The following is a 19294-nucleotide window of genomic DNA, read 5'->3' as shown; positions in this document are numbered from 1 at the left end:
GCGACTGTGAGCGACGGTGGACCGGGTGTTTTGTGGCGCTGCGTAGACCGTCGGTGCCCGTTCGTGGCCGGTGTCGGACAGGTCGCATTTGTGCCATCCGGGGACGCAGGGAATCCCTTGACTTAACCCTCGCGGTTCGCAGTACTGGTCCCTTGCATGACCCCCGGCAAGCGTTTGACAGGAGGGGCTCCATGGAGAGGCTGCCGGACTCGTCGTTGATCATCGGGGTGGCGACGTCCACCGCCGAGCGGGTGCAGCTCGCCCGGCTGCTCGGTGGTGCCGACGCGTTGTTGCTGGTGTCCAGCGCGGAGCAGGCGCGGGCGTTCCTGGAGCTGACCGCCACGGCGGAGTCGGCGCCCGTAGTACTGACTCCCGCGGTCGTGCCGGCGATGAGCGTGCGTGGGGTGACTGCCCAGATCGGGGCAGCCGTGCCCATCTCGTCAAAGCCGGTACCGACGCCGCTGACCGTGGCTCCCGCTGCCGAGGACAACGCGCTGGAGCTGGACGTGGACCGGCGGGTCGTGCGCTACAAGGATCGGGAGGCACGACTGACCCGGTTGGAGCATGACTTCCTGCACTGCCTGGTGGCGGAGCCGGGCAAGGTGTGGACGTACCAGCGCCTGCACCACGCGGTCTGGGGCAACGAGCACCTCGGCCACGGATCGCACATCCACTCGGTGGTCAAGCGCCTCCGCCAGAAGCTGGCCAGCCTCGGAGCGACCGTCACCATCCACGCCGTCCGGGGCGTCGGGTTCCATCTGCTGCCGGCGGTCTGACGAACCCGTGTGACCAATTGGCTTTCCGCGCGTTAGACGTATATGGCAGAGCAAATGGTGTCGGATGTCGTGCGCGGGATCGCCGAGCGCCTCCAGGTCGACGAAGACACAGCCTCCCTGCTGATGGATCGCCCCTACAGCCACGTTGCGGAAGACCTCGAGCTGGAAACGGCTTGAGGCAGCAAAAGAACCGCCCCCACCCGGTGACCCGGATGGGGGCGGTTTTCTTTACCTGACTACTACTTCGTCGCCTTGAGTGCGAAGTCCTCGACGACGGTCTCTCCGTTGATCAGCTTGGTCGTCCGCGTCTGCGGCTTGTAGCCGTCCTTGGCGGCGATCAGCGTCAGCGGGTTGTTGCGGCGGTCCAGCCAGTAGGCGTAGCCGCCGTCCTTGTCGGTGATGAAGGTGTACTCCGACGCCCACGAGTCGACCTCGACCGTGGCGCCGGGCAGCGGGGCGGTGGTCCCCGAGGTCGCGACCCCGGTGACGGTACCGGCCAGCTTGCTCCACGTGGTCGGCGGCGTGACAGTGAGCTTCACGTCGACCGGGTCCACGCTGTACGGGGTGTTCTCGCCGATGGTGACCGCGGCCGTGTAAGTGCCCGGCTGGTCGACAGCGGCGTTCAGCGCCACCTTGACGGTGACCTTCTCACCCGGGGCCAGGCTGGCCTCGGTCTTGTCCAGGCTCAGCCACTTGACGTCGGCCGACGACTCGGAGCAGTTCTCGAGGCCCGGCAGGACCTCGCCCTCCACAGTCGGGTTGAACCCGCCGGACGATCCACCGACCCGGTAGAAGCCACAAGCCGCACCACCGCGGTAGCGGGGCTGGTTGGCGTTCGGCAGCGCGGCCCAGGTACCGGCCGCCGGGTCGAAAGCGAACCCGGCGTTGGTGACGGCACCGGACTGGACACCGCCGACGACGAGCAGCTTGCCACCGGCGACGGCGAAGGACGCCGCCCAGTGGTCGGCCGGGGAGTCGGCGATCGGGGACCAGGAGTCCGCGCCCGGGTCGTAGACGTAGCTGGACTTCTGCGACGTCGAGCCGTCGTTACCGCCGGAGCAGTAGATCTTGCCGTCGATCGCGCCGCAGGATGCGAACGCCACCGACTTCGGGTAGTTGGCCAGCGTGGCCCAGCTGTTCGACGCCGCGTCGTAAGCGACCACGGAGTTGGACATCGGGAGACACGCCGAGGTGGTGCAACCACCCACGGCGTACAGCTTGCCGTCGAGGACAGCCTGCCCGGCAGCCGCACGCGGCGTCGGGTTGGCGGCCACGGCGGACCAGGCGTTGGCCGCCGGGTCGTACGACCAGGTCGCTGCGTCCGGTCCACTCTCGCCCCAGCCGGAGCTGACGATGAGCTTGCCACCCACGGCGCCGACGGTGACGGCGTTACGGGCGCCCGGAAGCGGGGCGATCGGGGTCCAGGCCAGGGTGGCCGGGTCGTACACGTAGCTGTTGCCGGTGGAGGCGCTGCCGTCGCCACCCGCGATCGAGTAGATCTTGCCGTCCAGGTTGACCACCCGGTTGTCCATCACGACGTTCGGGAGGTTGGCGATGTTGGTCCACGGAGCCGCGAGCGGACCCGGTGCGGCCGGCTTGACCGCCATCTTGCCGGACAGCTTGTTGCCGAACGAGGTCGGAACCTCGAGCCGCTGCAGCGGGGCCCCGGTGCTGTTCAGCACCTGGGTCTTGGTGGTGGTGCTGCCGTTCGCGTTCTGCAGGGTGAAGCCGCCGTCGCGCTCGCCGAACTTCAGGTCGACGTTCGCGGTGCCGGTGTTGGTGACCACGAACTGCTTGGTCACCTTGCCGCCCGGAAGCCTCAGGCTGGCGTCGATGGCCGTCGGAGCGACCGAGACGCGGCCGGCCTTCAGGCTGTAGTCGGCCTGGGTGACCCAGTCCGCCTCGACATCGACGTTCGCCTGCGAGCTGGTGTAGTTGCCCGCCTTGACGGTGTAGCCGTGCGTGCCGTCCTCCGCGGAGTACAGCCAGTAGAAGCCATCGGCCAGGCCGGTGTCCTCAGGGGTGGCGACGCTGGTCGCGGTCTCGCTGGGCTTGTCGTCACGGGTGACGACGGCGCCGTTCACGTAACCGCCGGTGTTGGCGTCCTTGACGTTGCCGACGACCAGACCGCCGCCGGTCGGCTCACAGGTGACGGCGCTGCCGATCAGGACGTTGTCGACCTCCCACCAGTACTCGTAGGAGGCGTCGTAGTAGTGGAAGCGGACCTGCACGGCCGACTTGCCGGCCGCCTGCGGGATCGCGATCTCCTTGACGCCGCGGGTGTCCGCGGTCTGGGTGAGCACGGTGGCCCAGGTGGTTCCGCCGTCGATCGACAGGTCGACGTCGATCTTCTCGTCGGAGTAGGTGTTCAGGTCCTGGTTGAACTTGATCTTCGGCGCGGTGACCGCGGTCAGATCGACGACCGGGCTGACCAGGGAGGTGTCCTGGCTCTGACCCGAGCCGTACTTGTCGCTGTCGACGATCGCGAAACCGCCGGTCCCGCCGGTCAGGTTGCCGCGGTTGCCGGCATCGGTGAACTTCCAGGTCTGGCCGTTGCCCTTGTTGTCGACGACGGTCCAGCCGGCCGGGGTGGTCTGGCCGTCGAACGTCTCGTAGACGCCGTCGGAGCCGTTGCGGTAGCCGGGTGCGGTCAGGCAGGCGTCGGAACGGACCGGGACGGCCACGTTCTTGGTCAGGTTGCCCGCGCCGACGGTGATCGGCAGGCTGGTCGTCTGGTACCCCGGGATCTGGGACTCGACGGTCAGCGTGTAGGTCGCGCTGGCGGGCACCTTGAAGGAGTAGCGGCCGTTGGTCGGGGTGGTGTAGTCGTACACGCCACCGGCACCCTGGACACTGACCTTCGCGTACAGCGGCCAGCCGTGGCCGGAGCCGTCCGTGACGGTACCGCCGACGCTGACCGTCGGAGCCGCCGTCAGGGCGAAGTTCTTCGTGGTGGTGGTGTTGACCGTGATGGTCGCCGTACCGGTCTGGCCGACGTAACCGAAGGCGGTCACGGCGAGCGAGTAGTCACCGGCGGGCAGCACGGCCGAGTACGAGCCGTCGGCCGAGGTGGTGAGCACCTTGTCCGGCGTACCGGTCTGCTTGATGGTGAGGGACGCGCCGCCGATGCCGGCGCCACCGGTGCCGGTGACCTTGCCGTTCAGCGTGCCGGTGTCGCCGACGGGTGCGGCGTTGAGCAGCGCGAGCGCGTCGACGCGACCCTGACCGAACACGTTGTTGTTGGCGTCGGTACCGCCACACTGCGCGTTCGGGGAGTCGATCGCCGTGCCGTTGAGCAGCGCGCGGGTGGCCGCGACGTCGCCCTTCAGGCTCGGTGCGCCCGACCACAGCAGCGCGATGACGCCCGCGAGGTGCGGGGTGGCCATCGAAGTGCCGTTGAACGAGCCATAGGTGTTGCCGGGCAGGCTCGACCGGACGTTGACGCCCGGGGCCGAGATGTTCGGCTTGATCGTGCCGTTCTGGCCCGTACCGCGGCCGGAGAACGAGGCGATGTTGTTGCTGATGTCGTAGGCGCCGACCGAGTAGTTGCTGGTCAGGCTGCCAGGGGACCCGCTGGTGTTACACGCGGAGCCGCTGTTGCCGTTGGCGAAGACACCGAAGATGCCGGACGCGGTCCACGCGAGCGTGACGTCCTCCATGAACGGGTCGTTCGACGGCAGCGTGCTGCCCCACGAGTTGTTGATGACGTTCGGCCGCTTGCTCGCGTCCGGGTTCGCACCCGCGAGGTTGGTCGGCTCGAGCATCCACTGCCCGGAGCTGATCAGGGCCTCGTCGCTCGGGCAGCACCCGTTGGCGGCGATCCACTTGACGCCCGGCGCGACGCCGATCTGGTTGCCGGCTCCGTCGTCACCGGCCATCGTGCCCATCGTGTGGGTGCCGTGGCCGTTGTTGTCACACGGAGCGCCCGAGCAGCTGCCGGCCGCGTCGAACCAGTTGTAGTTGTGGTCGAAGGTGCCGTTGGCCAGCTTGCCGCGGTACTGGTTCACCAGCGCCGGGTGGTCGTACTGGACCCCGGTGTCGATGCTGGCCACCGTGATGCCGGCGCCCTTGTCGCCGTACTGCGCCCAGACCTGGTCGGCCTTGACGTTGGCGATGCCCCACTCGACCGCGTTGATCTCCATCTGCTGGGTGCCCTTGGTGACCGGCGGCACCTCGTACTTGACCGGGTTGTAGACGCCCTCGACCTCGGCGTGCCCGGCGATGCTCTGCGCCATCGCCAGCGAGCCGCCCTTGACGACGATCGCGTTGGTGGCCCAGTAGGTCTTGTACGACACGTGCTGGGCGTCCAGCTCGGTCTTCACCGAGGCCTGGCTCTCCGCAGCGGTCTTCTTCAGCGCCGCTGCGACCGCCGTACCGCGCTGGTTCCAGTCGGTGATCTTGCTGGCGGCGGTCAGATCGGCCTTGTCGCTGAACCGGACCCAGAAGTCGGTCGTCTCCTTGGCGTCCTTGGCCTCCAGCTTCGAGAGCAGGTCAGGCTTGATCTTCGAGTCCGGCGTGGCGGATGCCCCGGTTGGCTTGGTAGGTGGTGCCGCCTGGGCCAGGCCGGAGGCGGCCAGGCCGGTGGTGATCACGGCCACCGCCGCAAGGGCGCTCACCAGCGATCTGGCGAGCCCCCTCTTCTGTTGATGTGACATCTCTGCAGCCCCTCACTTGTACGACCCCGAGTCGACTCCCCCGAGTCATGGTGCAGAGGTGCAGGGCTTCACAGACGCCGTGGTTTGGTGAACCGGTTCTGCGAACACTCCGTGCCCCCCAGGTCGCCACGTGTTACGCGGCGGGCCTGCCGAGGACGATATGTGTCATTCCAACGTCAGAACAAGCACACCTGGTGAGCAGAATGTGACAGACGGTTGGCTGCTTCGAGGCAAGTTTCGCCAATATTTGTCAATGCGTTGACGATTAGAGGCAGAGGTTGACATCGTAATCAGATGGTCACCGCCCGTGTCCCCATCGCGAGCGACGGCGCCCCCGACTTGACCAGTTCCGCCACCGAGCCGTTTCCACTGCTGATCGCAGTGGCGGCCTCGTTGGAGGAACGAGTCCGGCTGGCGGAGCTCGTCGACGACGTCGCCCCCTTGCTGCTGGTCTCCAGCCTGGACGAGCTGCGCAAGCTGATCACGCCCGCGCAGCCCTCACCCCCGGTACCACCCGAGCACCCCGAACCGCCCGAGCCCGAGTCGGTGGCTGAGTCACCCGCGCGCCAGGTGCCTGGCCAGCGTACCGAGCGAGACGGACCGGAGGCCGACGTACTGACGATCGACTCGGCCCGGTCGGTCGCGCAGTGGCGGGACCGAGAGGTGCCGCTGACCGATCTCGAGCACGATCTGCTCACCTGGCTGATGACCGAACCGCTGCGCGTCTGGACGTACGAGGGACTGCATCAAGCGGTCTGGCGGAACCGGCATCTGCGCGGTACCGCGGACGTGCACTCGCTGGTGAAGCGGGTCCGCCGGAAGCTGGACGAGCTCGGCACCACGGTCACGATCGACGCGGTCCGGGGCACCGGCTTCCGGCTCACCGACCACCAGAACCCGGCGATCACGGGATTGCGTGCCGGGTAGCCTCTGAAGTCGTGCGCTTCTCCAGTTTGAGTCACCTCGAATGTCCTCAGTGCGGCCTGATCCACGACGCCGATCAGGTGATCGGACTGTGTACGTGTGGATCGCCGCTGCTTGCCCGGTACGACCTCGACGAGGTGCGCGCCGGGTTGACCAAGGACTCCGTTTCCTCGCGGCCGGCTGATCTTTGGCGGTACCACGAACTGCTGCCGGTCCGATCCGTGGAGAACGTGGTCAGCCTGGGGGAGGGGATGACGCCGCTGCTCCCATTGCCTGCTTATGGGCGGGAGCTGGGCGTCGAGCGGTTGCTGATGAAGGACGAGGGGCTGATCCCGACCGGGACGTTCAAGGCGCGCGGTGCTGCTGTTGGGGTGTCGAGGGCTCTGGAGGTCGGCGTTCGGAAGATCGCTATGCCGACGAATGGGAACGCGGGGTCGGCTTGGGCGACCTATGCGGCTCGGGCCGGCATGGAGGCGCTGATCGCCATGCCGCTGGCGGCGCCGGAGATCTGCCGGCGCGAGGTGACGGTGGTCGGGGCTGAGCTGAAGCTGATCGACGGGTTGATCGGTGACGCGGGTGCCTGGATCCGGTCGGAGCTGGCTGCTCGTGAGGGCTATCAGGATGTGTCGACGTTGAAGGAGCCCTACCGGATCGAGGGCAAGAAGACGATGGGGCTCGAGATCGCCGAGCAGCTCGGGTGGAAGCTGCCTGACGTGATTCTCTATCCGACCGGCGGGGGAGTCGGGCTGATCGGGATCTGGAAGGCGCTCTTGGAGTTGAAGGCTTTGGGCTGGGTCGACGGGCCGCTGCCGCGGCTGGTCGCAGTACAGGCCACCGGGTGCGCGCCGATCGTGCAGGCGTGGGAGAAGGGCCTACCGTCGAGTGAGCCCTGGCCGGATGCCCACACGGTTGCCTTCGGCATCACGGTGCCCAAGGCACTCGGCGACTTCCTCGTCCTGCAAGCGATCGCGGAGACCGACGGCTGTGCGGTCGCCGTCGACGACGCGGACATCCTCGCCGCCCAGCGCCGGGTCGCTTCGCTTGAGGGGTCGTTCATCTGTCCCGAGGGCGCGGCCAACTTCGCCGCCGTCCGCCAGCTCCGCGAGTCCGGCTGGATCAAGCCCGGCGAGCAAGTCGTCGCCCTCAACACCGGTACCGGGCTCAAGTACCCGGAAACCGTCCCGCTCTAGTCATTCGTCGGCGGTGTGCATCCAGGCCCACCAATGGGACAGGACCAGGCCGGAGATCACCCCGAAGCCGAGGTACACCTGCCGCTCGTCGTGAGTCCAGTCACCGCCGAGCGGCAACAACATCAGGATCGCGAGCACGACGAAGGCAGCGGCGGCGAATGCCAACCGCGGGGCCAGTGCGCGGGGGCTGAACCACTGCCACAGCAAACCGACCGCGACCCCGGCCAATCCGAGACCGCCCAGCCACAACTGCTCCGACCGCTGCACCGGGTTGTCCGCGTTCGACGGCCAGTAGTTGGCCACGACGGCGGAGGCCACTGCCGGGATCAGCCAGCCTGTCCTTCGGCGTGCATCCGCTGACTCTTCCTTCAGTACCGACATCGTCGCCCCCACTTCACGTGTGTGAGGGCGATGATGTCAGGTGATCAGGCCTGGCCGCGGCGGACGGCGAGGATGTGGCAGGGGTCGCCGTTGGGGTCGAGCTTCACGTAGTTCTGCTGGCCCCAGCGCCAGGTTGCGCCGGTGACCTCGTCGTACACGGTGAAGGTGTCCTCGGGGCGCATGCCGAGCGCGGCCATGTCGAGGTGGACGAGGGACTCTCGGACCGAGTGCGGGTCGGTGTTCACCACGACGATGACGGTGTCGCTGTGGCCGTCGGGGCCGGTGACGCGCTTGGAGAAGCACATGATCTGCTCGTCGTCGACCTGGTGCAGGCTGAGGTTGCGCAGTTGCTGCAGGGCCGGGTGGCGACGACGGATGTTGTTGAGCAGGGTCAGGTACGGCGCGAGCGTGCGGTTCTCCGCGGCGGCGGCATCCCAGTCGCGGGGGCGGAGCTGGAACTTCTCGGTGTCCAGGTACTCCTCGGAGCCCGGCCGCAGCGCGACGTGCTCATACAGCTCGAAGCCCGCGTACACGCCCCAGGCCGGCGACGAGGTGGCGGCGATCGCGGCGCGGATCTTGAACGCGCCGGGGCCGCCGTACTGCAGGTAGGCGGTCAGGATGTCCGGGGTGTTGACGAAGAAGTTCGGCCGCAGGAAGTGGCCGGTCTCCTTGGTCAGCTCGACCAGGTACTCCTCGAGCTCCCACTTCTCGTTGCGCCAGGTGAAGTACGTGTACGACTGGTGGAAGCCGACCTTGGCCAGCTCCTGCATCATCGGCCGCCGGGTGAACGCCTCGGACAAGAAGATGACGTCCGGGTCGGTCTTGCGGATCTCGCCGAGGATCCACTCCCAGAAGTTGACCGGCTTGGTGTGCGGGTTGTCGACCCGGAACACGGTGACGCCGTGCGAGATCCACAGCTTCAGGATCCGCAGGACCTCGGCGTAGATGCCTTCGGGATCGTTGTCGAAGTTGATCGGGTAGATGTCCTGGTACTTCTTCGGCGGGTTCTCGGCGTACGCGATCGAGCCGTCGGCGCGGACGCTGAACCACTTCGGGTGCTCGGTCACCCACGGGTGGTCCGGCGAGGCCTGCAGGGCGAAGTCGATGGCGACCTCGAGGCCGAGCTCGCGGGCCCGGCCGACGAACGCGTCGAAGTCGTCGAAGGTGCCGAGCTCGGGGTGGATCGCGTCGTGCCCGCCCTCGGAGCTGCCGATCGCCCAGGGGGAGCCGGGGTCGCCCGGCTTCGGGTCGAGGGTGTTGTTCGGGCCCTTGCGGTACGACTGGCCGATCGGGTGGATCGGCGGGACGTAGAGCACGTCGAAGCCCATCGCGGCGACGGCGTCGAGGCGCTTGGCGGCGGTCTTGAAGTTGCCCGACACCCACTCCTGCTTCTCGTCGTCGTAGTAGGCGCCTTCGGAGCGGGGGAAGAACTCGTACCAGCTGCCGTACAAGGCGAGCTGGCGATCGACCCACACCGGGTAGGTCTCGGAGGAGGTGATCAGCTCGCGTACGGGGTAGCGGCCGAGCGCCGAGCGGACCTGCGGCGAGATGCCCGCGGCCAGTCGCGCCTCGGCCGGCAGTGCGCCGTTCGCCAGAGCCTGCGCGGCGTCACTCAGCGTCGAACGGTCCACCCGTACCGCAGGCGGTACGCCGGCCGCGGCGCGATCGAAGAAGGCCGCGCCTTCGGCGAACATCAGGTCGACGTCGATCCCGGCCGGGATCTTGATCTCGGCGTTGTGCCGCCAGGTGCCGTACGGATCGCTCCAGCCCTCGATGGCGAACGTCCACGCTCCCTGCTCCTGCAGGGTGACGTCGACCGTCCAGCGGTCCGTGCCCTGACCGACCGGCGTCATCAGCATCCGTCTTGTCTGTCCCGACGGTGACGTCAGCACGACATTCGCGTTCACCGCGTCGTGGCCTTCGCGGAACACGGTGGCCGCGATGGTGAAGGTCTCGCCCACCGACGACTTGGCCGGATACGCTCCGGCGTCGACGGTCGGGGTGACGTCGGTGATCGGGATGCGCCCAGTCATGGAGTTAACGAACCTTCGCTTTCCGCAGTAGCAGGAACAGGGAAGTACAACACTCACGCTATCGGTTCCCAGACCAGTGACGCGCCATGCGGGCGTCACGGTTTGGATCAAACTGTGGATCACTTGCTCACGGGGTGATACAGAGTGAACCTTTGGGGTTAGTGGTCTGGTCCTGCAAGTTCTTGCTCGCGTTGCAAGATCGATGCATCCCGGGGGTGCTGTCGGCTCTCCGGGCCGGTACGGTGTCCCGGTGCGAGCGATACGACGATTCTCCGTCCGCCCTGTCCTGCCCGAGCCGCTGACCGGTCTCGGCACCCTGGTGAACAACCTGCGCTGGGTCTGGCACCCGGAGACGCAAGACGTCTTCGAGGCCGTCGACCCGCTGCTGTGGCGCAGCACCGGTGGTGACCCGGTTCGGCTTCTCGGTGAGGTACCGGCGGCCCGGCTCGACGAGCTGGCCAACGACCACGCCTTCCTGCGGCGACTCGAGCTGGCAGTCGCCGACCTGAACGGCTATGTGACCGACGACCGGTGGTTCCAGGCCGAGGCCGGTTCGCCGGTCAGCTCGGTGGCCTACTTCTCCCCGGAGTTCGGCATCACCCATGTGCTGCCGCAGTACTCCGGCGGTCTCGGCATCCTGGCCGGTGACCACCTGAAGGCCGCGAGCGACCTCGGCGTACCGCTGATCGGTGTCGGTCTGCTCTACCGGCACGGGTACTTCGGTCAGTCGCTGAACCGTGAGGGCTGGCAGCAGGAGCGGTACCCGCTGGTGGACCCCGACGGTCTGCCGATCAGCCTGCTGCGTGATGCCAGCGACGCGCCGGCCACCATCAGCGTGAACCTGCCGGGCGAGCGCAAGCTGTGCGCGCAGATCTGGGTCGCCCAGGTCGGCCGCGTGCCGCTGCTGATGCTCGACGCCGACATGGAGGACAACGAGCCCGCCGAGCGCGAGGTCACCGACCGGCTGTACGGCGGTACGACCGAGCACCGGTTGCTGCAGGAGCTCCTGCTGGGTGTCGGTGGCGTCCGCGCCGTCCGTGAGTTCTGCCGGGTCACCGGCCACGCGGCGCCGGAGGTCTTCCACACCAACGAGGGCCATGCCGGCTTCCTCGGCGTCGAGCGGATCCGTGAGCTCGCCACCGACCAGTCGCTGGACTTCGACACCGCGCTTGAGGTGGCCCGCGGCGGCACCGTCTTCACTACCCACACCCCGGTCCCGGCCGGGATCGACCGGTTCCCGGTCGAGCTGATCCAGCAGCACTTCTCGCCGGACGTGTTCGGCGACGGCGTGCCGATCGACCGGATCCTCGCGCTCGGCGCGGAGGACTTCGAGAACGGCGACCCGTCGGTCTTCAACATGGCGATCATGGGTCTGCGGCTGGCGCAGCGGGCCAATGGCGTGTCGAAGCTGCACGGTGTGGTCAGCCGGGGGATGTTCGCCGGCCTGTGGCCGAGCTTCGACCCGACCGACGTGCCGATCACGTCGATCACCAACGGCGTGCACGCGCCGACCTGGGTCGCGCGCGAGATCCACCAGTTGACGTATGCCAACACGGACACCGCGGTCGACGGCGAGGGGATCTTCGAGGGCCTCGACAAGACGACCGACGCGCAGATCTGGGAGACCAAGCGGATCCTGCGGCAGCGCTTCATCGACGACACCCGGGCCCGGGTCCGCGCGTCGTGGGTGAACCGCGGTGCTTCGGAGGCTGAGCTGGGCTGGGTCGATTCGATCCTGGACCCGGACGTGCTGACGATGGGGTTCGCGCGGCGCGTACCGTCGTACAAGCGGCTGACGTTGATGCTCCGCGACCCCGCGCGGCTGAAGGCGATGCTGCTGCACCCGACTCGGCCGATCCAGATCGTCATCGCGGGCAAGGCGCACCCGGCTGATGAGGGTGGCAAGAAGCTGATCCAGGAGATGGTTCGCTTCGCCGACGACCCCGAGGTCCGGCACCGCATCGTCTTCGTGCCTGACTACGACATCGCGCTGGCGCAGCCGATGTACCCGGGCTGCGATGTCTGGCTGAACAACCCGCTGCGTCCGTACGAGGCGTGTGGCACGTCCGGCATGAAGGCTGCTCTGAACGGTGCGCTGAACCTCTCGATCCGCGACGGTTGGTGGGACGAGTGGTACGACGACGACTTCGGCTGGGCGATCCCGTCGGCCGAGGGGATCGAGGACACGGATCGTCGTGACGACCTCGAGGCGCATGCGCTGTACGACCTGATCGAGAAGCAGGTCGCGCCGCGGTTCTACGACGGTGACATCCCGGGCCGCTGGATCGAGATGCTGCGGCACACGATCAAGGAGCTCGGCCCGAAGGTGCTGGCGACGCGGATGGTTCGCGACTACGTCCAGCAGCTTTACGTCCCGGCGGCCGAGTCTTCGCGGCGGCTCAACTCGACGTACGAGGGCGCTCGCGCGCTGGCGGCGTGGAAGCGGCAGGTCCGGGCAGCTTGGCCGGCCATCCGTGTCGACCACGTCGAACTGCAGGGCCTCGGCGATGTGCCGCAGCTCGGCACGACCGTTGGCATCCGTGCCTTCGTAACCCTTGGCGATCTGACTCCTGGCGACATCGATGTCGAAGCGCTGCACGGCCGGGTGAACTCCGAAGACGAGATCACCGACCCGGTCCGGGTGTCGCTGACGCTGGCCGAAACGTACGAGGGCAACCGCCACCGCTACGAGGGCGAACTCAAACTCGACCGCACCGGCCCCTTCGGCTACACGGTCCGAGTCCTCCCGAAGAACCCGATGCTCGCCAGCCCAGCAGAACTGGGCCTGGCAGCCGGTCCCTCGGACCCCGAAGACCCGGAAACCCCGGACCTTCCCGCAGGCTCCGAATTCTGAGCACCTGAACGCGGGCCCCGCCTACCTCACTAGGCGGGGCCCGCGTTGTTTGTTGCCGGCAAGGCGTTCACCACGGCAGTGGTCGGCCGTCGCGGAAGAAGCCGCCGGTGGGGCCGTCGTCGGGGAGGTTGACGGCCCAGAGCACGCTCCGGGCGCCGTCACCGACGGGTCGGCCGCCTTGCCCCATGTCGGTGTCGGTCCATCCGGGGCAGATCGCGTTGACGAGGATGCGATCGCGGCGTAGTTCTCCGGCCAGCAGTCGCGTCAACGCGTTCAGTGCGGCCTTGGAGACGTTGTACGCCGGCGCGCCGCCGGTCATCTCGCTGATCGCGCGTTCGGCTGGGTCGTACAGAATCGCCGCATTGTTGATCACCGCATCGACCTGCCCGACCTGCTCTGCGGCCCAGTCGGCCGCCCTCTTTGCGTCATCGGGGTCGCTCACATCCAGCTTCACCGGCAGCAACCGCTCGCTGTCGCCGATACCGCGATTGGCGCCGGTGACGAGTGCGACTCTGGTGGACACTTTTCAGAGATATCACGCTGCCCGTTCACCGTGAGTGCTGTTCGGGAGCAACGCCAGCAGTTGCCGAGTGTGCCCTGGAAGCTCGGAGTCGACCAGGCCGTCGAGCAGCGCCCGCAGCGGCAGCGGCTGGTTGACCTGGATCTTGTCGTGCGACACGAGCAGCGTCGGCACCATCGTGTCCAGCTCGTCCCCACTCAAGCCGTCGTCGTAGAAGGTGCAGAGGGCTTGTCCTTGACGGCGAACGCGGTCCTGAAGTCCTGCGATCCCGCCCGTCACCGCGATGACGTGCTCGAGCGTCCAGGGGTCGTGAGCGATCCGGTTGTCGTACGCCGGAACGGTGCCTGCGGCAATCGACGCTGCCGCCGCGATGGTGGTGGCGTTGACGATCGTCACGTGGGCCAGGACCTGCTCCGCATTCCACTCGCCGGCGGCCGGCGTGACGACCGCATCGCCCGCGGCGGCGACCGTACCGGCCGCATCCAGCAGTGCGCCGAATACTTCCTGAACCGTCGTGCTGTTCATGATCTCTCCTCATCTGCAACCCTTGGTTGCACATGAGGCTAGCCGGAGTCTCCGCGATGCGCAACCATCTGTTGCATATCGCGGTGATCGCGGGTTAGGGTGATCCGCAACCAAGGATTGCAGGAGGATGGCATGGAGTTCGGAACGCTCGAACGCGAGATCTACGTCGGCGCCTCACCCGAGATCGTCTTCGACGTGGTGAGCAGTCCCGAGCACCTGAAGGAGTGGTGGCCGGATGACGCCCGGTACGAGGCGACGCCGGGTGCTGAGGGGGAGATCGTGTTCGGCGACCCCTCTGCGGGCGGCCAAGTCGTCCAGTTCACCGTCGTCGACGCCGCTCCGCCCCGGATGTTCTCGTTCCGCTGGACCCATCCGGCCGGCGACGTGGCGAAGGAGGGCAACTCGTTGCTCGTCACCTTCGACCTGATCCCGTCGGGCGAGGGCACGCTGGTGAAGATGACGGAGACCGGCTTCCGCGAGATGGGCTGGGAGGCCGCGGTACTGGAAGCGCAGTACAACGATCACGCCACCGGCTGGGACTACTTCCTGCCCCGGCTCCCCGTGTACGTCGCAACGCTGGAGGCACACTCATGAGCCCCACCACGGTCGACGACGACCTCTGGTCCGCCATCGGCGACCCAACCCGCCGGCGCATGCTGGACCTCCTCCTCACCACCGGCGAAGGCACCGCCACCACCCTCGGCCAGCAACTCCCCGTCACCCGCCAGGCGGTAGCCAAACACCTCACCGTCCTCGACCGGGTAGGCCTGGTCCAGGCCCGCTCGGCAGGCCGCGAAAAGCTCTACCACGTCAACGAAGCCCAGCTGGCCCGAGCAGTAGCCCAACTAACCTCGGTAACCGCCGCCTGGGACGCCCGCCTCCACCGCATCAAACACCTAGCCGAATCAATCCAGCGCAAAGCCACCGCCACCCAACCCAAGAAGAGCTAGTCGGTCGCCTTGGGGTGGCCGGTGCCTGCCCATCTGACCCACACCGTCCGCCTGCCGGGGTCGACGACGTACCAGATTCGTCCACCGGCGGTCACCTCGTACTGCCACTGCTCGAGTCCGCCGACTGTGCCGAGTTCGCCCTTCAGGCGATGGTGTCGGGTAGTCGTAGGGAAGGGCGTCGGCTCGGTCCGGATCGCCTCGTACGCCGCCCAGAGATTGGCTCCCGCCTGCCGAACCAGGTCTTCCCAGCCCTTGGCTGCTTCGGTGGTACCAAATCTCAGCAGCCAGCAACCGGGTTCGGCAGGTGGAGCGACCCGGTCGTTCTTCTTGCCCGGGCTCACGACTCGGGTGGGGGAGGCGGGACAGCTCCGGCGTCGTCGATGACCTCCGAGCGGAGTGCTTCCAGAAGCTCCGGATCCGCGTAGATCTGCGCGGTGTTCCGCCACTCGGTGATCAATTGGAGGACGGGCGCGGGTGAGTCGACGTCGCTACTGGCATCCATCACTGCGATCAGCTCCCGGACGAACTCGATCCGATCGCCGGACGGCAGGAATCGAAGCCAGGGAAAAACCTGTGGCACGAGGTCCAGCAGATGACTTGACCGCACCACCGGATCGCTCATGATGGCCCGCAGAAGCCGCGTCGCGACCTCGACCAACTGGTCGTCCTGGGCCGACCGTGAGGCAGTGGTCAGCACGAGATCGTCCTCACTGCCTCGCCGGTGGACGAGCAAGGCCCGCCTCCGGCTCGCCTTCAACTTGTCGATGGTCTCGGTCGGCCGTTGCAGCAGATCGGTGAACGTCACTTCCTGCATCTCGCCCATACCTCAAAGGTAGATGCTAGGTCGACGCCTAGCAACTTCCATCCCGGCAGTCGAGTAGCCAACTGTCGATTGACGGGGTTGCTGGTCGTGTGATGAGGGAGAGGGCGGATCGGCCGCTCTTGGGAGTTGAAGGGGAAGGTCATGGGCAACTCGGTTCTGTACATGTCGATGTCGCTGGACGGGTTCATCGCCGGGCCGGGTGACACGCCGGCGAATCCGGGTGGGGACGGGTTCATGCGGTTGCACGACTGGTTCATCGGGCCGGATGGGGAGTTCGGCAATGTCGAGGGGCCGGCGCGGGATGTGATCGAGGAGATGAGTGACTTCGGTGCGATCGTCGCCGGGCGTAACACCGTCGAGCAGGTCGATCACTGGGGTGGTGAGCGGAACGGCGGCGTACGGATCTTCGTGCCCAGTCATCGCCCTCCGGCGCCGTCGGTGGCGAAGTACCCGAAGGTCAGCTACGTCACCGACGGAATCGCCAGTGCGATGGCGCAGGCGAAAAAAGCATCAGGCGACCGACGGGTGATGGTCCACGGCGCCTACACGGCCCAGACCGCCCTAGAAGCAGGTGTCCTGGACGAACTCCAGATCCACCAGATCCCAGTCCTCTTCGGTAACGGCCGCCGCCTCTTCGACATCCTCCCCGACAGAATCGAACTCGACATCCTCAAGGTCGTGGACACCCCCGAAGCCACCCACATCCGCTACCGCGTCCACCACTAATCCCTCCCGCCCCGTGTCTGGGTGGGAGGATCCCTCGGGTGAGGGTTCGGGAGATTCAGCAGTTGCCGATGGTTGGGTTGGCCGCGGTGGGTGGGGTTGGGCTGGCGGTGCAGGCTCGGCTCAATGGTGGGCTGGGGGCGAGTCTCGGTGACGGGGTTGTCGCTTCGATGATCTCCACCGCGAGCGGCATCCTCGTCCTGCTGGCGATCGTCCCGACCTCGCGCGGCGGCCGGCGAGCACTACGTCAACTCCGTGAGGCGCTGCGAGTACAAGGCCTCCGGTGGTGGCAATGTCTCGGCGGGGTCGGTGGCGCCCTGTATGTCGTCAGCCAAGGCGTGAGCGTCGGCTCCCTCGGAGTCGGCATCTTCGTGGTCGCCGTCGTCGGCGGTACGTCGGCCGGCAGCCTCGCCGTCGATCGCGCCGGACTCGGACCAGGTGGCCCGCGCGCGATCACCACCCCACGCGTCATCGGCGCAACCACCGGTGTCGCCGCCGTCGCCATCGCCGGTCACGACCAACTGACAGGTGACAGCAACCTCTGGCTTCTCGCACTTCCCGTGATCGCAGGCCTGGCGCTCGCTCTGCAGTCCGCACTCAACGGCCGCGTCGGCGCCATCGCCGGCTCACCGTGGGCCGCGGCACTCGTCAACTTCACCGTCGCCGGCTGCACGCTCTGCATCGCGCTCCCGATCGAATTCCTCTTCCGCGGCCCCACCCCTGGCGAACTCCCAACCAAACCCTGGCTCTACTGCGGCGGCTTCATCGGCGTCTCCATCATCGCCATCGCAACCACCGTCGTCCGCCGGGTAGGAGTACTCGTCTTCGGCCTAGCCAGCGTCGTAGGCCAACTCCTGGGCGCCGTCCTACTGGACACCTTCACCGCCCACCGCCCACCTGCCACCACCTGGATCGCAATAGCCCTGACCCTCGCCGCCGTAGCCATCACCATGCTCCCCAAGGCCCCACGCCCGCCGGCAAGTACCACCACCTCCGCCTGAAGCCGCCACCGCCACGGACGACAAGCTGCGGCGGCTAGGGCACCACCACGCGACGGTTGAGGTCGACTGTTACCGGGGGATCGCCGGCCGGTGATAGTTGCAGGATCTGGTCGCCAGGGCGCAGCCGGGGATCCGCCGCGTAACGAGCAGCCAGTACGCCGGACGCTGCGTCGTCTCCGTTGTCGGCCGCGACCAGCAGCGTCGCGATCTCGTCCGCCAGCTCCAGATCGGCGCCGTCCAGCGAGCCGGTCATCGCACCCCAGCTGTCCCACAGCAACAGCTCATCACCTTGCAGGTGTGCCAGTTGGAAGAAGACATAGTTCCGAATGAACCATCCGCCCTTGATCGGCAGCGCCGGATCCACCCCGAAGTCGTCACCGTCCAGCTCGCCCGAGCGATACCCCAGCCACACCTCAGCCGCCGACCGGAACCATCCGGGAACCATGTCCTGTGGATCGAACTTCCAGTGCGGTCCCGGGTCGAGCTGAGCGTCGACCATCACCCAGCGCTCGCCGTTCCAGTACTCCACGACGACATGGTCGTGGTTGAACCCGTCGGCGAAGTACGAGCTGAACCCGATCCGGCTGCGCGCCGGGATCCCCTTGTGCCGCAGGGCGGACACCGTCATCAAGGTGTAGTCGCGGCAGCACCCGACGATCCGGTCGAAGGGCTGCCGTGGCACGGCCAGTGCGGCGCCGTTGCGGCGTTGGTCGGTGGTCAGCATCGCCGACACCCAGCGATGGTTGATCTCCTGGTAGCGATCTCCGGTGAACTCGATCCCGCCGCCGCGGTAGTGGATTACGAGGTTCCGGATCACCGCGGTCAGTCCGGCGATGTCGGAGGGCAGTGCGTCGAACAGCCCCGCGTGCACACCCGGGTCGCTGTAGGGAGTCTGGTCCGCGTAGTTCATCGTGCTGTTCCTTCGATCGGTTGGGCGATGTCGACGACCAGGGCCGGCCCGTCGACGTACTGGAAGTCGTGGTGGTAGATCTCGCGGACCGCCCCGGTCGTCGGACGACCTGATCGGCGGATCCAGTTGTCGAGCAGGTCGTAGGCGAGCATGATCCGCGGATACGCGCATTCGTCCTTGCTGATCGTGCAGTAGGCCTCGGTGCGCGCGGGCTCGACCCGGATGGCGATCGGCCCGCCTGGCTCGACCGCGCCGGTGAAGGGCACGCAGACCTCGACGGTCGCCTCGCTCTCCGGCGTCACCGGGCCGTGATAGATCACCCATGAGCCGCCGGTCAGCTCGGCACCCGCCTGCGCCAGGTGCGCCCGGATCTCCAGCGTTGACGAGACGATCACGCCGATCAGCGACTGTTGATCGGTGTCGGCGCGAATGGCCGCCACCTTGGCCGCGGGCACCGAACGCGTCAGTACGTCGCGAGCCGGCCACCCCGGACCGGTCGACGATCCAGCGTCGGACGACCGGAGCATCCGATCCCGCAGATACTCCAGAGTCGCGTGCCGGGCCTGGTTGGTCGCCTGCTCGGCTGCCCACCACCGGTCCAGCCGGATCAGCCCGTCCTCGTCCGACCCGGACAGCACCTCGGTGATCGTGGCCAGCGGCATGTCGAGCTGGCGCATCACGCTGATCCGCCGGGCCCGCTCGAGTTGGCTCGTCGAGTACAGCCTGGCGCCGGTCCCCGGAGCGATCCGGCTAGGAGCGAGCAGCCCCGATACGTCGTACAGCCGCAATGCCTTGTGGGACAGCCCTGAGCGCCGGCCGAACTCGCCGATCGTCAGCTCGCCCTCGATCTCCCGTGCCTCTGCCATGCCCGTCAGTGAACACCTTGCCCCAGGGGCAGGGACAACGTTTCTCCACAGGCCTTGCGTTCATGACGGTAACGATATATCTTTAGTGTCATGAACAATATCGAGGAGGAACCCATGAACACCCCCAACACTGAAATCAGAGGCCGCCGAGGCGGTCACCGAC

The 19294-nt window shown here is 67.3% G+C and carries 18 protein-coding genes; 9 read left to right on the top strand and 9 right to left on the bottom strand.

Annotated elements, in window-relative coordinates:
* The first annotated feature begins 191 nt into the window (after positions 1-191).
* Together ABD768_RS17600 and ABD768_RS17595 are read left to right on the top strand one after the other, a co-directional pair.
* Positions 192-776 (top strand): winged helix-turn-helix domain-containing protein, encoded by a 585-nt coding sequence (locus tag ABD768_RS17600; RefSeq protein WP_343963809.1) that lies wholly within the window; start codon positions 192-194, stop codon positions 774-776.
* Positions 777-830: 54 nt separating this feature from the next.
* Positions 831-953: a hypothetical protein gene (locus ABD768_RS17595; protein ID WP_344841760.1), complete on the top strand. Its 123-nt coding sequence runs from the start codon at positions 831-833 to the stop codon at positions 951-953.
* 62 nt (positions 954-1015) lie between these two features.
* Here the strand turns inward: ABD768_RS17595 and ABD768_RS17590 are convergent, their stop codons facing one another.
* Positions 1016-5392: a S8 family serine peptidase gene (locus ABD768_RS17590; RefSeq protein WP_344841757.1), complete on the bottom strand. Its 4377-nt coding sequence runs from the start codon at positions 5390-5392 to the stop codon at positions 1016-1018.
* Positions 5393-5725: 333 nt separating this feature from the next.
* Between ABD768_RS17590 and ABD768_RS17585 the strand changes: the two genes are divergently transcribed.
* Together ABD768_RS17585 and ABD768_RS17580 are read left to right on the top strand one after the other, a co-directional pair.
* Complete coding sequence (locus ABD768_RS17585; RefSeq protein WP_344841755.1) at positions 5726-6358, top strand: winged helix-turn-helix domain-containing protein; 633 nt, start codon at positions 5726-5728, stop codon at positions 6356-6358.
* Between the two features lie 11 nt (positions 6359-6369).
* Positions 6370-7545, top strand: a complete 1176-nt coding sequence (locus ABD768_RS17580; protein ID WP_344841753.1) for a threonine synthase — start codon at positions 6370-6372, stop codon at positions 7543-7545.
* On the opposite strand, the gene ABD768_RS17575 is transcribed toward ABD768_RS17580, so the two are convergent.
* Complete coding sequence (locus ABD768_RS17575; protein WP_344841750.1) at positions 7546-7926, bottom strand: hypothetical protein; 381 nt, start codon at positions 7924-7926, stop codon at positions 7546-7548. It abuts the gene before it with no gap.
* A 44-nt stretch (positions 7927-7970) separates the two neighbouring features.
* Positions 7971-9959 carry an alpha-1,4-glucan--maltose-1-phosphate maltosyltransferase gene (locus tag ABD768_RS17570; protein WP_343963797.1) on the bottom strand — a complete coding sequence of 663 codons (1989 nt, stop codon included), beginning with the start codon at positions 9957-9959 and terminating at the stop codon, positions 7971-7973.
* A 250-nt stretch (positions 9960-10209) separates the two neighbouring features.
* Here ABD768_RS17570 and glgP point away from each other — a divergent pair, with 250 nt between their 5' ends.
* A complete protein-coding gene (gene glgP / locus ABD768_RS17565; RefSeq protein WP_344841748.1) occupies positions 10210-12813 on the top strand; it encodes an alpha-glucan family phosphorylase in 2604 nt (867 codons plus the stop codon).
* A 67-nt stretch (positions 12814-12880) separates the two neighbouring features.
* On the opposite strand, the gene ABD768_RS17560 is transcribed toward glgP, so the two are convergent.
* Both ABD768_RS17560 and ABD768_RS17555 read right to left on the bottom strand, forming a co-directional pair.
* On the bottom strand, positions 12881-13336 hold the full coding sequence (locus ABD768_RS17560; RefSeq protein WP_344841746.1) for an SDR family NAD(P)-dependent oxidoreductase: 456 nt from the start codon (positions 13334-13336) through the stop codon (positions 12881-12883).
* A gap of 12 nt (positions 13337-13348) precedes the next feature.
* Complete coding sequence (locus ABD768_RS17555) at positions 13349-13858, bottom strand: hypothetical protein (protein WP_344841743.1); 510 nt, start codon at positions 13856-13858, stop codon at positions 13349-13351.
* A 132-nt stretch (positions 13859-13990) separates the two neighbouring features.
* Between ABD768_RS17555 and ABD768_RS17550 the strand changes: the two genes are divergently transcribed.
* Positions 13991-14452 carry an SRPBCC family protein gene (locus ABD768_RS17550; protein WP_343963789.1) on the top strand — a complete coding sequence of 154 codons (462 nt, stop codon included), beginning with the start codon at positions 13991-13993 and terminating at the stop codon, positions 14450-14452.
* Positions 14449-14808, top strand: coding sequence for an ArsR/SmtB family transcription factor (locus ABD768_RS17545; protein WP_344841740.1), 360 nt, complete (start codon positions 14449-14451; stop codon positions 14806-14808). Before ABD768_RS17550 ends, ABD768_RS17545 begins: the two co-directional genes overlap by 4 nt.
* Here the strand turns inward: ABD768_RS17545 and ABD768_RS17540 are convergent.
* Together ABD768_RS17540 and ABD768_RS17535 are read right to left on the bottom strand one after the other, a co-directional pair.
* Positions 14805-15149: a hypothetical protein gene (locus ABD768_RS17540; RefSeq protein WP_344841738.1), complete on the bottom strand. Its 345-nt coding sequence runs from the start codon at positions 15147-15149 to the stop codon at positions 14805-14807. The genes ABD768_RS17545 and ABD768_RS17540 overlap by 4 nt on opposite strands.
* Positions 15146-15631: a hypothetical protein gene (locus ABD768_RS17535; RefSeq protein WP_344841735.1), complete on the bottom strand. Its 486-nt coding sequence runs from the start codon at positions 15629-15631 to the stop codon at positions 15146-15148. Before ABD768_RS17535 ends, ABD768_RS17540 begins: the two co-directional genes overlap by 4 nt.
* Positions 15632-15772: 141 nt before the next feature.
* On the opposite strand from ABD768_RS17535, the gene ABD768_RS17530 reads away from it, so the two are divergent.
* Complete coding sequence (locus ABD768_RS17530) at positions 15773-16357, top strand: dihydrofolate reductase family protein (RefSeq protein WP_344841733.1); 585 nt, start codon at positions 15773-15775, stop codon at positions 16355-16357.
* Positions 16358-16395: 38 nt separating this feature from the next.
* Entirely contained in the window at positions 16396-17355 is a 960-nt protein-coding gene (locus ABD768_RS17525) for a DMT family transporter (RefSeq protein WP_344841730.1), read from the top strand.
* A gap of 34 nt (positions 17356-17389) precedes the next feature.
* Here the strand turns inward: ABD768_RS17525 and ABD768_RS17520 are convergent, their stop codons facing one another.
* Positions 17390-18265, bottom strand: a complete 876-nt coding sequence (locus tag ABD768_RS17520) for a transglutaminase-like domain-containing protein (protein ID WP_344841727.1) — start codon at positions 18263-18265, stop codon at positions 17390-17392.
* On the bottom strand, positions 18262-19131 hold the full coding sequence (locus ABD768_RS17515; RefSeq protein WP_344841724.1) for a MerR family transcriptional regulator: 870 nt from the start codon (positions 19129-19131) through the stop codon (positions 18262-18264). Before ABD768_RS17515 ends, ABD768_RS17520 begins: the two co-directional genes overlap by 4 nt.
* Positions 19132-19294: the final 163 nt, after the last annotated feature.

Origin of the sequence: Kribbella ginsengisoli (genome assembly GCF_039537185.1) — a bacterium.
Classification (GTDB): Bacteria; Actinomycetota; Actinomycetes; order Propionibacteriales; family Kribbellaceae; genus Kribbella; species Kribbella koreensis.
Note: the sequence above shows the minus strand (reverse complement) of the source record. Positions and strands in the feature narration are given on the sequence as shown.

What these genes read in the sequence shown, in the direction of transcription:
- ABD768_RS17600 (WP_343963809.1), top strand. Translation starts at nt 192, where the DNA reads ATGGAGAGGCTGCCGGACTCGTCGTTGATCATCGGGGTGGCGACGTCC.
- ABD768_RS17595 (WP_344841760.1), top strand. Translation starts at nt 831, where the DNA reads ATGGTGTCGGATGTCGTGCGCGGGATCGCCGAGCGCCTCCAGGTCGAC.
- ABD768_RS17585 (WP_344841755.1), top strand. Translation starts at nt 5,726, where the DNA reads ATGGTCACCGCCCGTGTCCCCATCGCGAGCGACGGCGCCCCCGACTTG.
- ABD768_RS17575 (WP_344841750.1), bottom strand. Translation starts at nt 7,926, where the DNA reads ATGTCGGTACTGAAGGAAGAGTCAGCGGATGCACGCCGAAGGACAGGC.
- ABD768_RS17570 (WP_343963797.1), bottom strand. Translation starts at nt 9,959, where the DNA reads ATGACTGGGCGCATCCCGATCACCGACGTCACCCCGACCGTCGACGCC.
- ABD768_RS17555 (WP_344841743.1), bottom strand. Translation starts at nt 13,858, where the DNA reads ATGAACAGCACGACGGTTCAGGAAGTATTCGGCGCACTGCTGGATGCG.
- ABD768_RS17550 (WP_343963789.1), top strand. Translation starts at nt 13,991, where the DNA reads ATGGAGTTCGGAACGCTCGAACGCGAGATCTACGTCGGCGCCTCACCC.
- ABD768_RS17545 (WP_344841740.1), top strand. Translation starts at nt 14,449, where the DNA reads ATGAGCCCCACCACGGTCGACGACGACCTCTGGTCCGCCATCGGCGAC.
- ABD768_RS17535 (WP_344841735.1), bottom strand. Translation starts at nt 15,631, where the DNA reads ATGGGCGAGATGCAGGAAGTGACGTTCACCGATCTGCTGCAACGGCCG.
- ABD768_RS17530 (WP_344841733.1), top strand. Translation starts at nt 15,773, where the DNA reads ATGGGCAACTCGGTTCTGTACATGTCGATGTCGCTGGACGGGTTCATC.
- ABD768_RS17520 (WP_344841727.1), bottom strand. Translation starts at nt 18,265, where the DNA reads ATGAACTACGCGGACCAGACTCCCTACAGCGACCCGGGTGTGCACGCG.
- ABD768_RS17515 (WP_344841724.1), bottom strand. Translation starts at nt 19,131, where the DNA reads ATGGCAGAGGCACGGGAGATCGAGGGCGAGCTGACGATCGGCGAGTTC.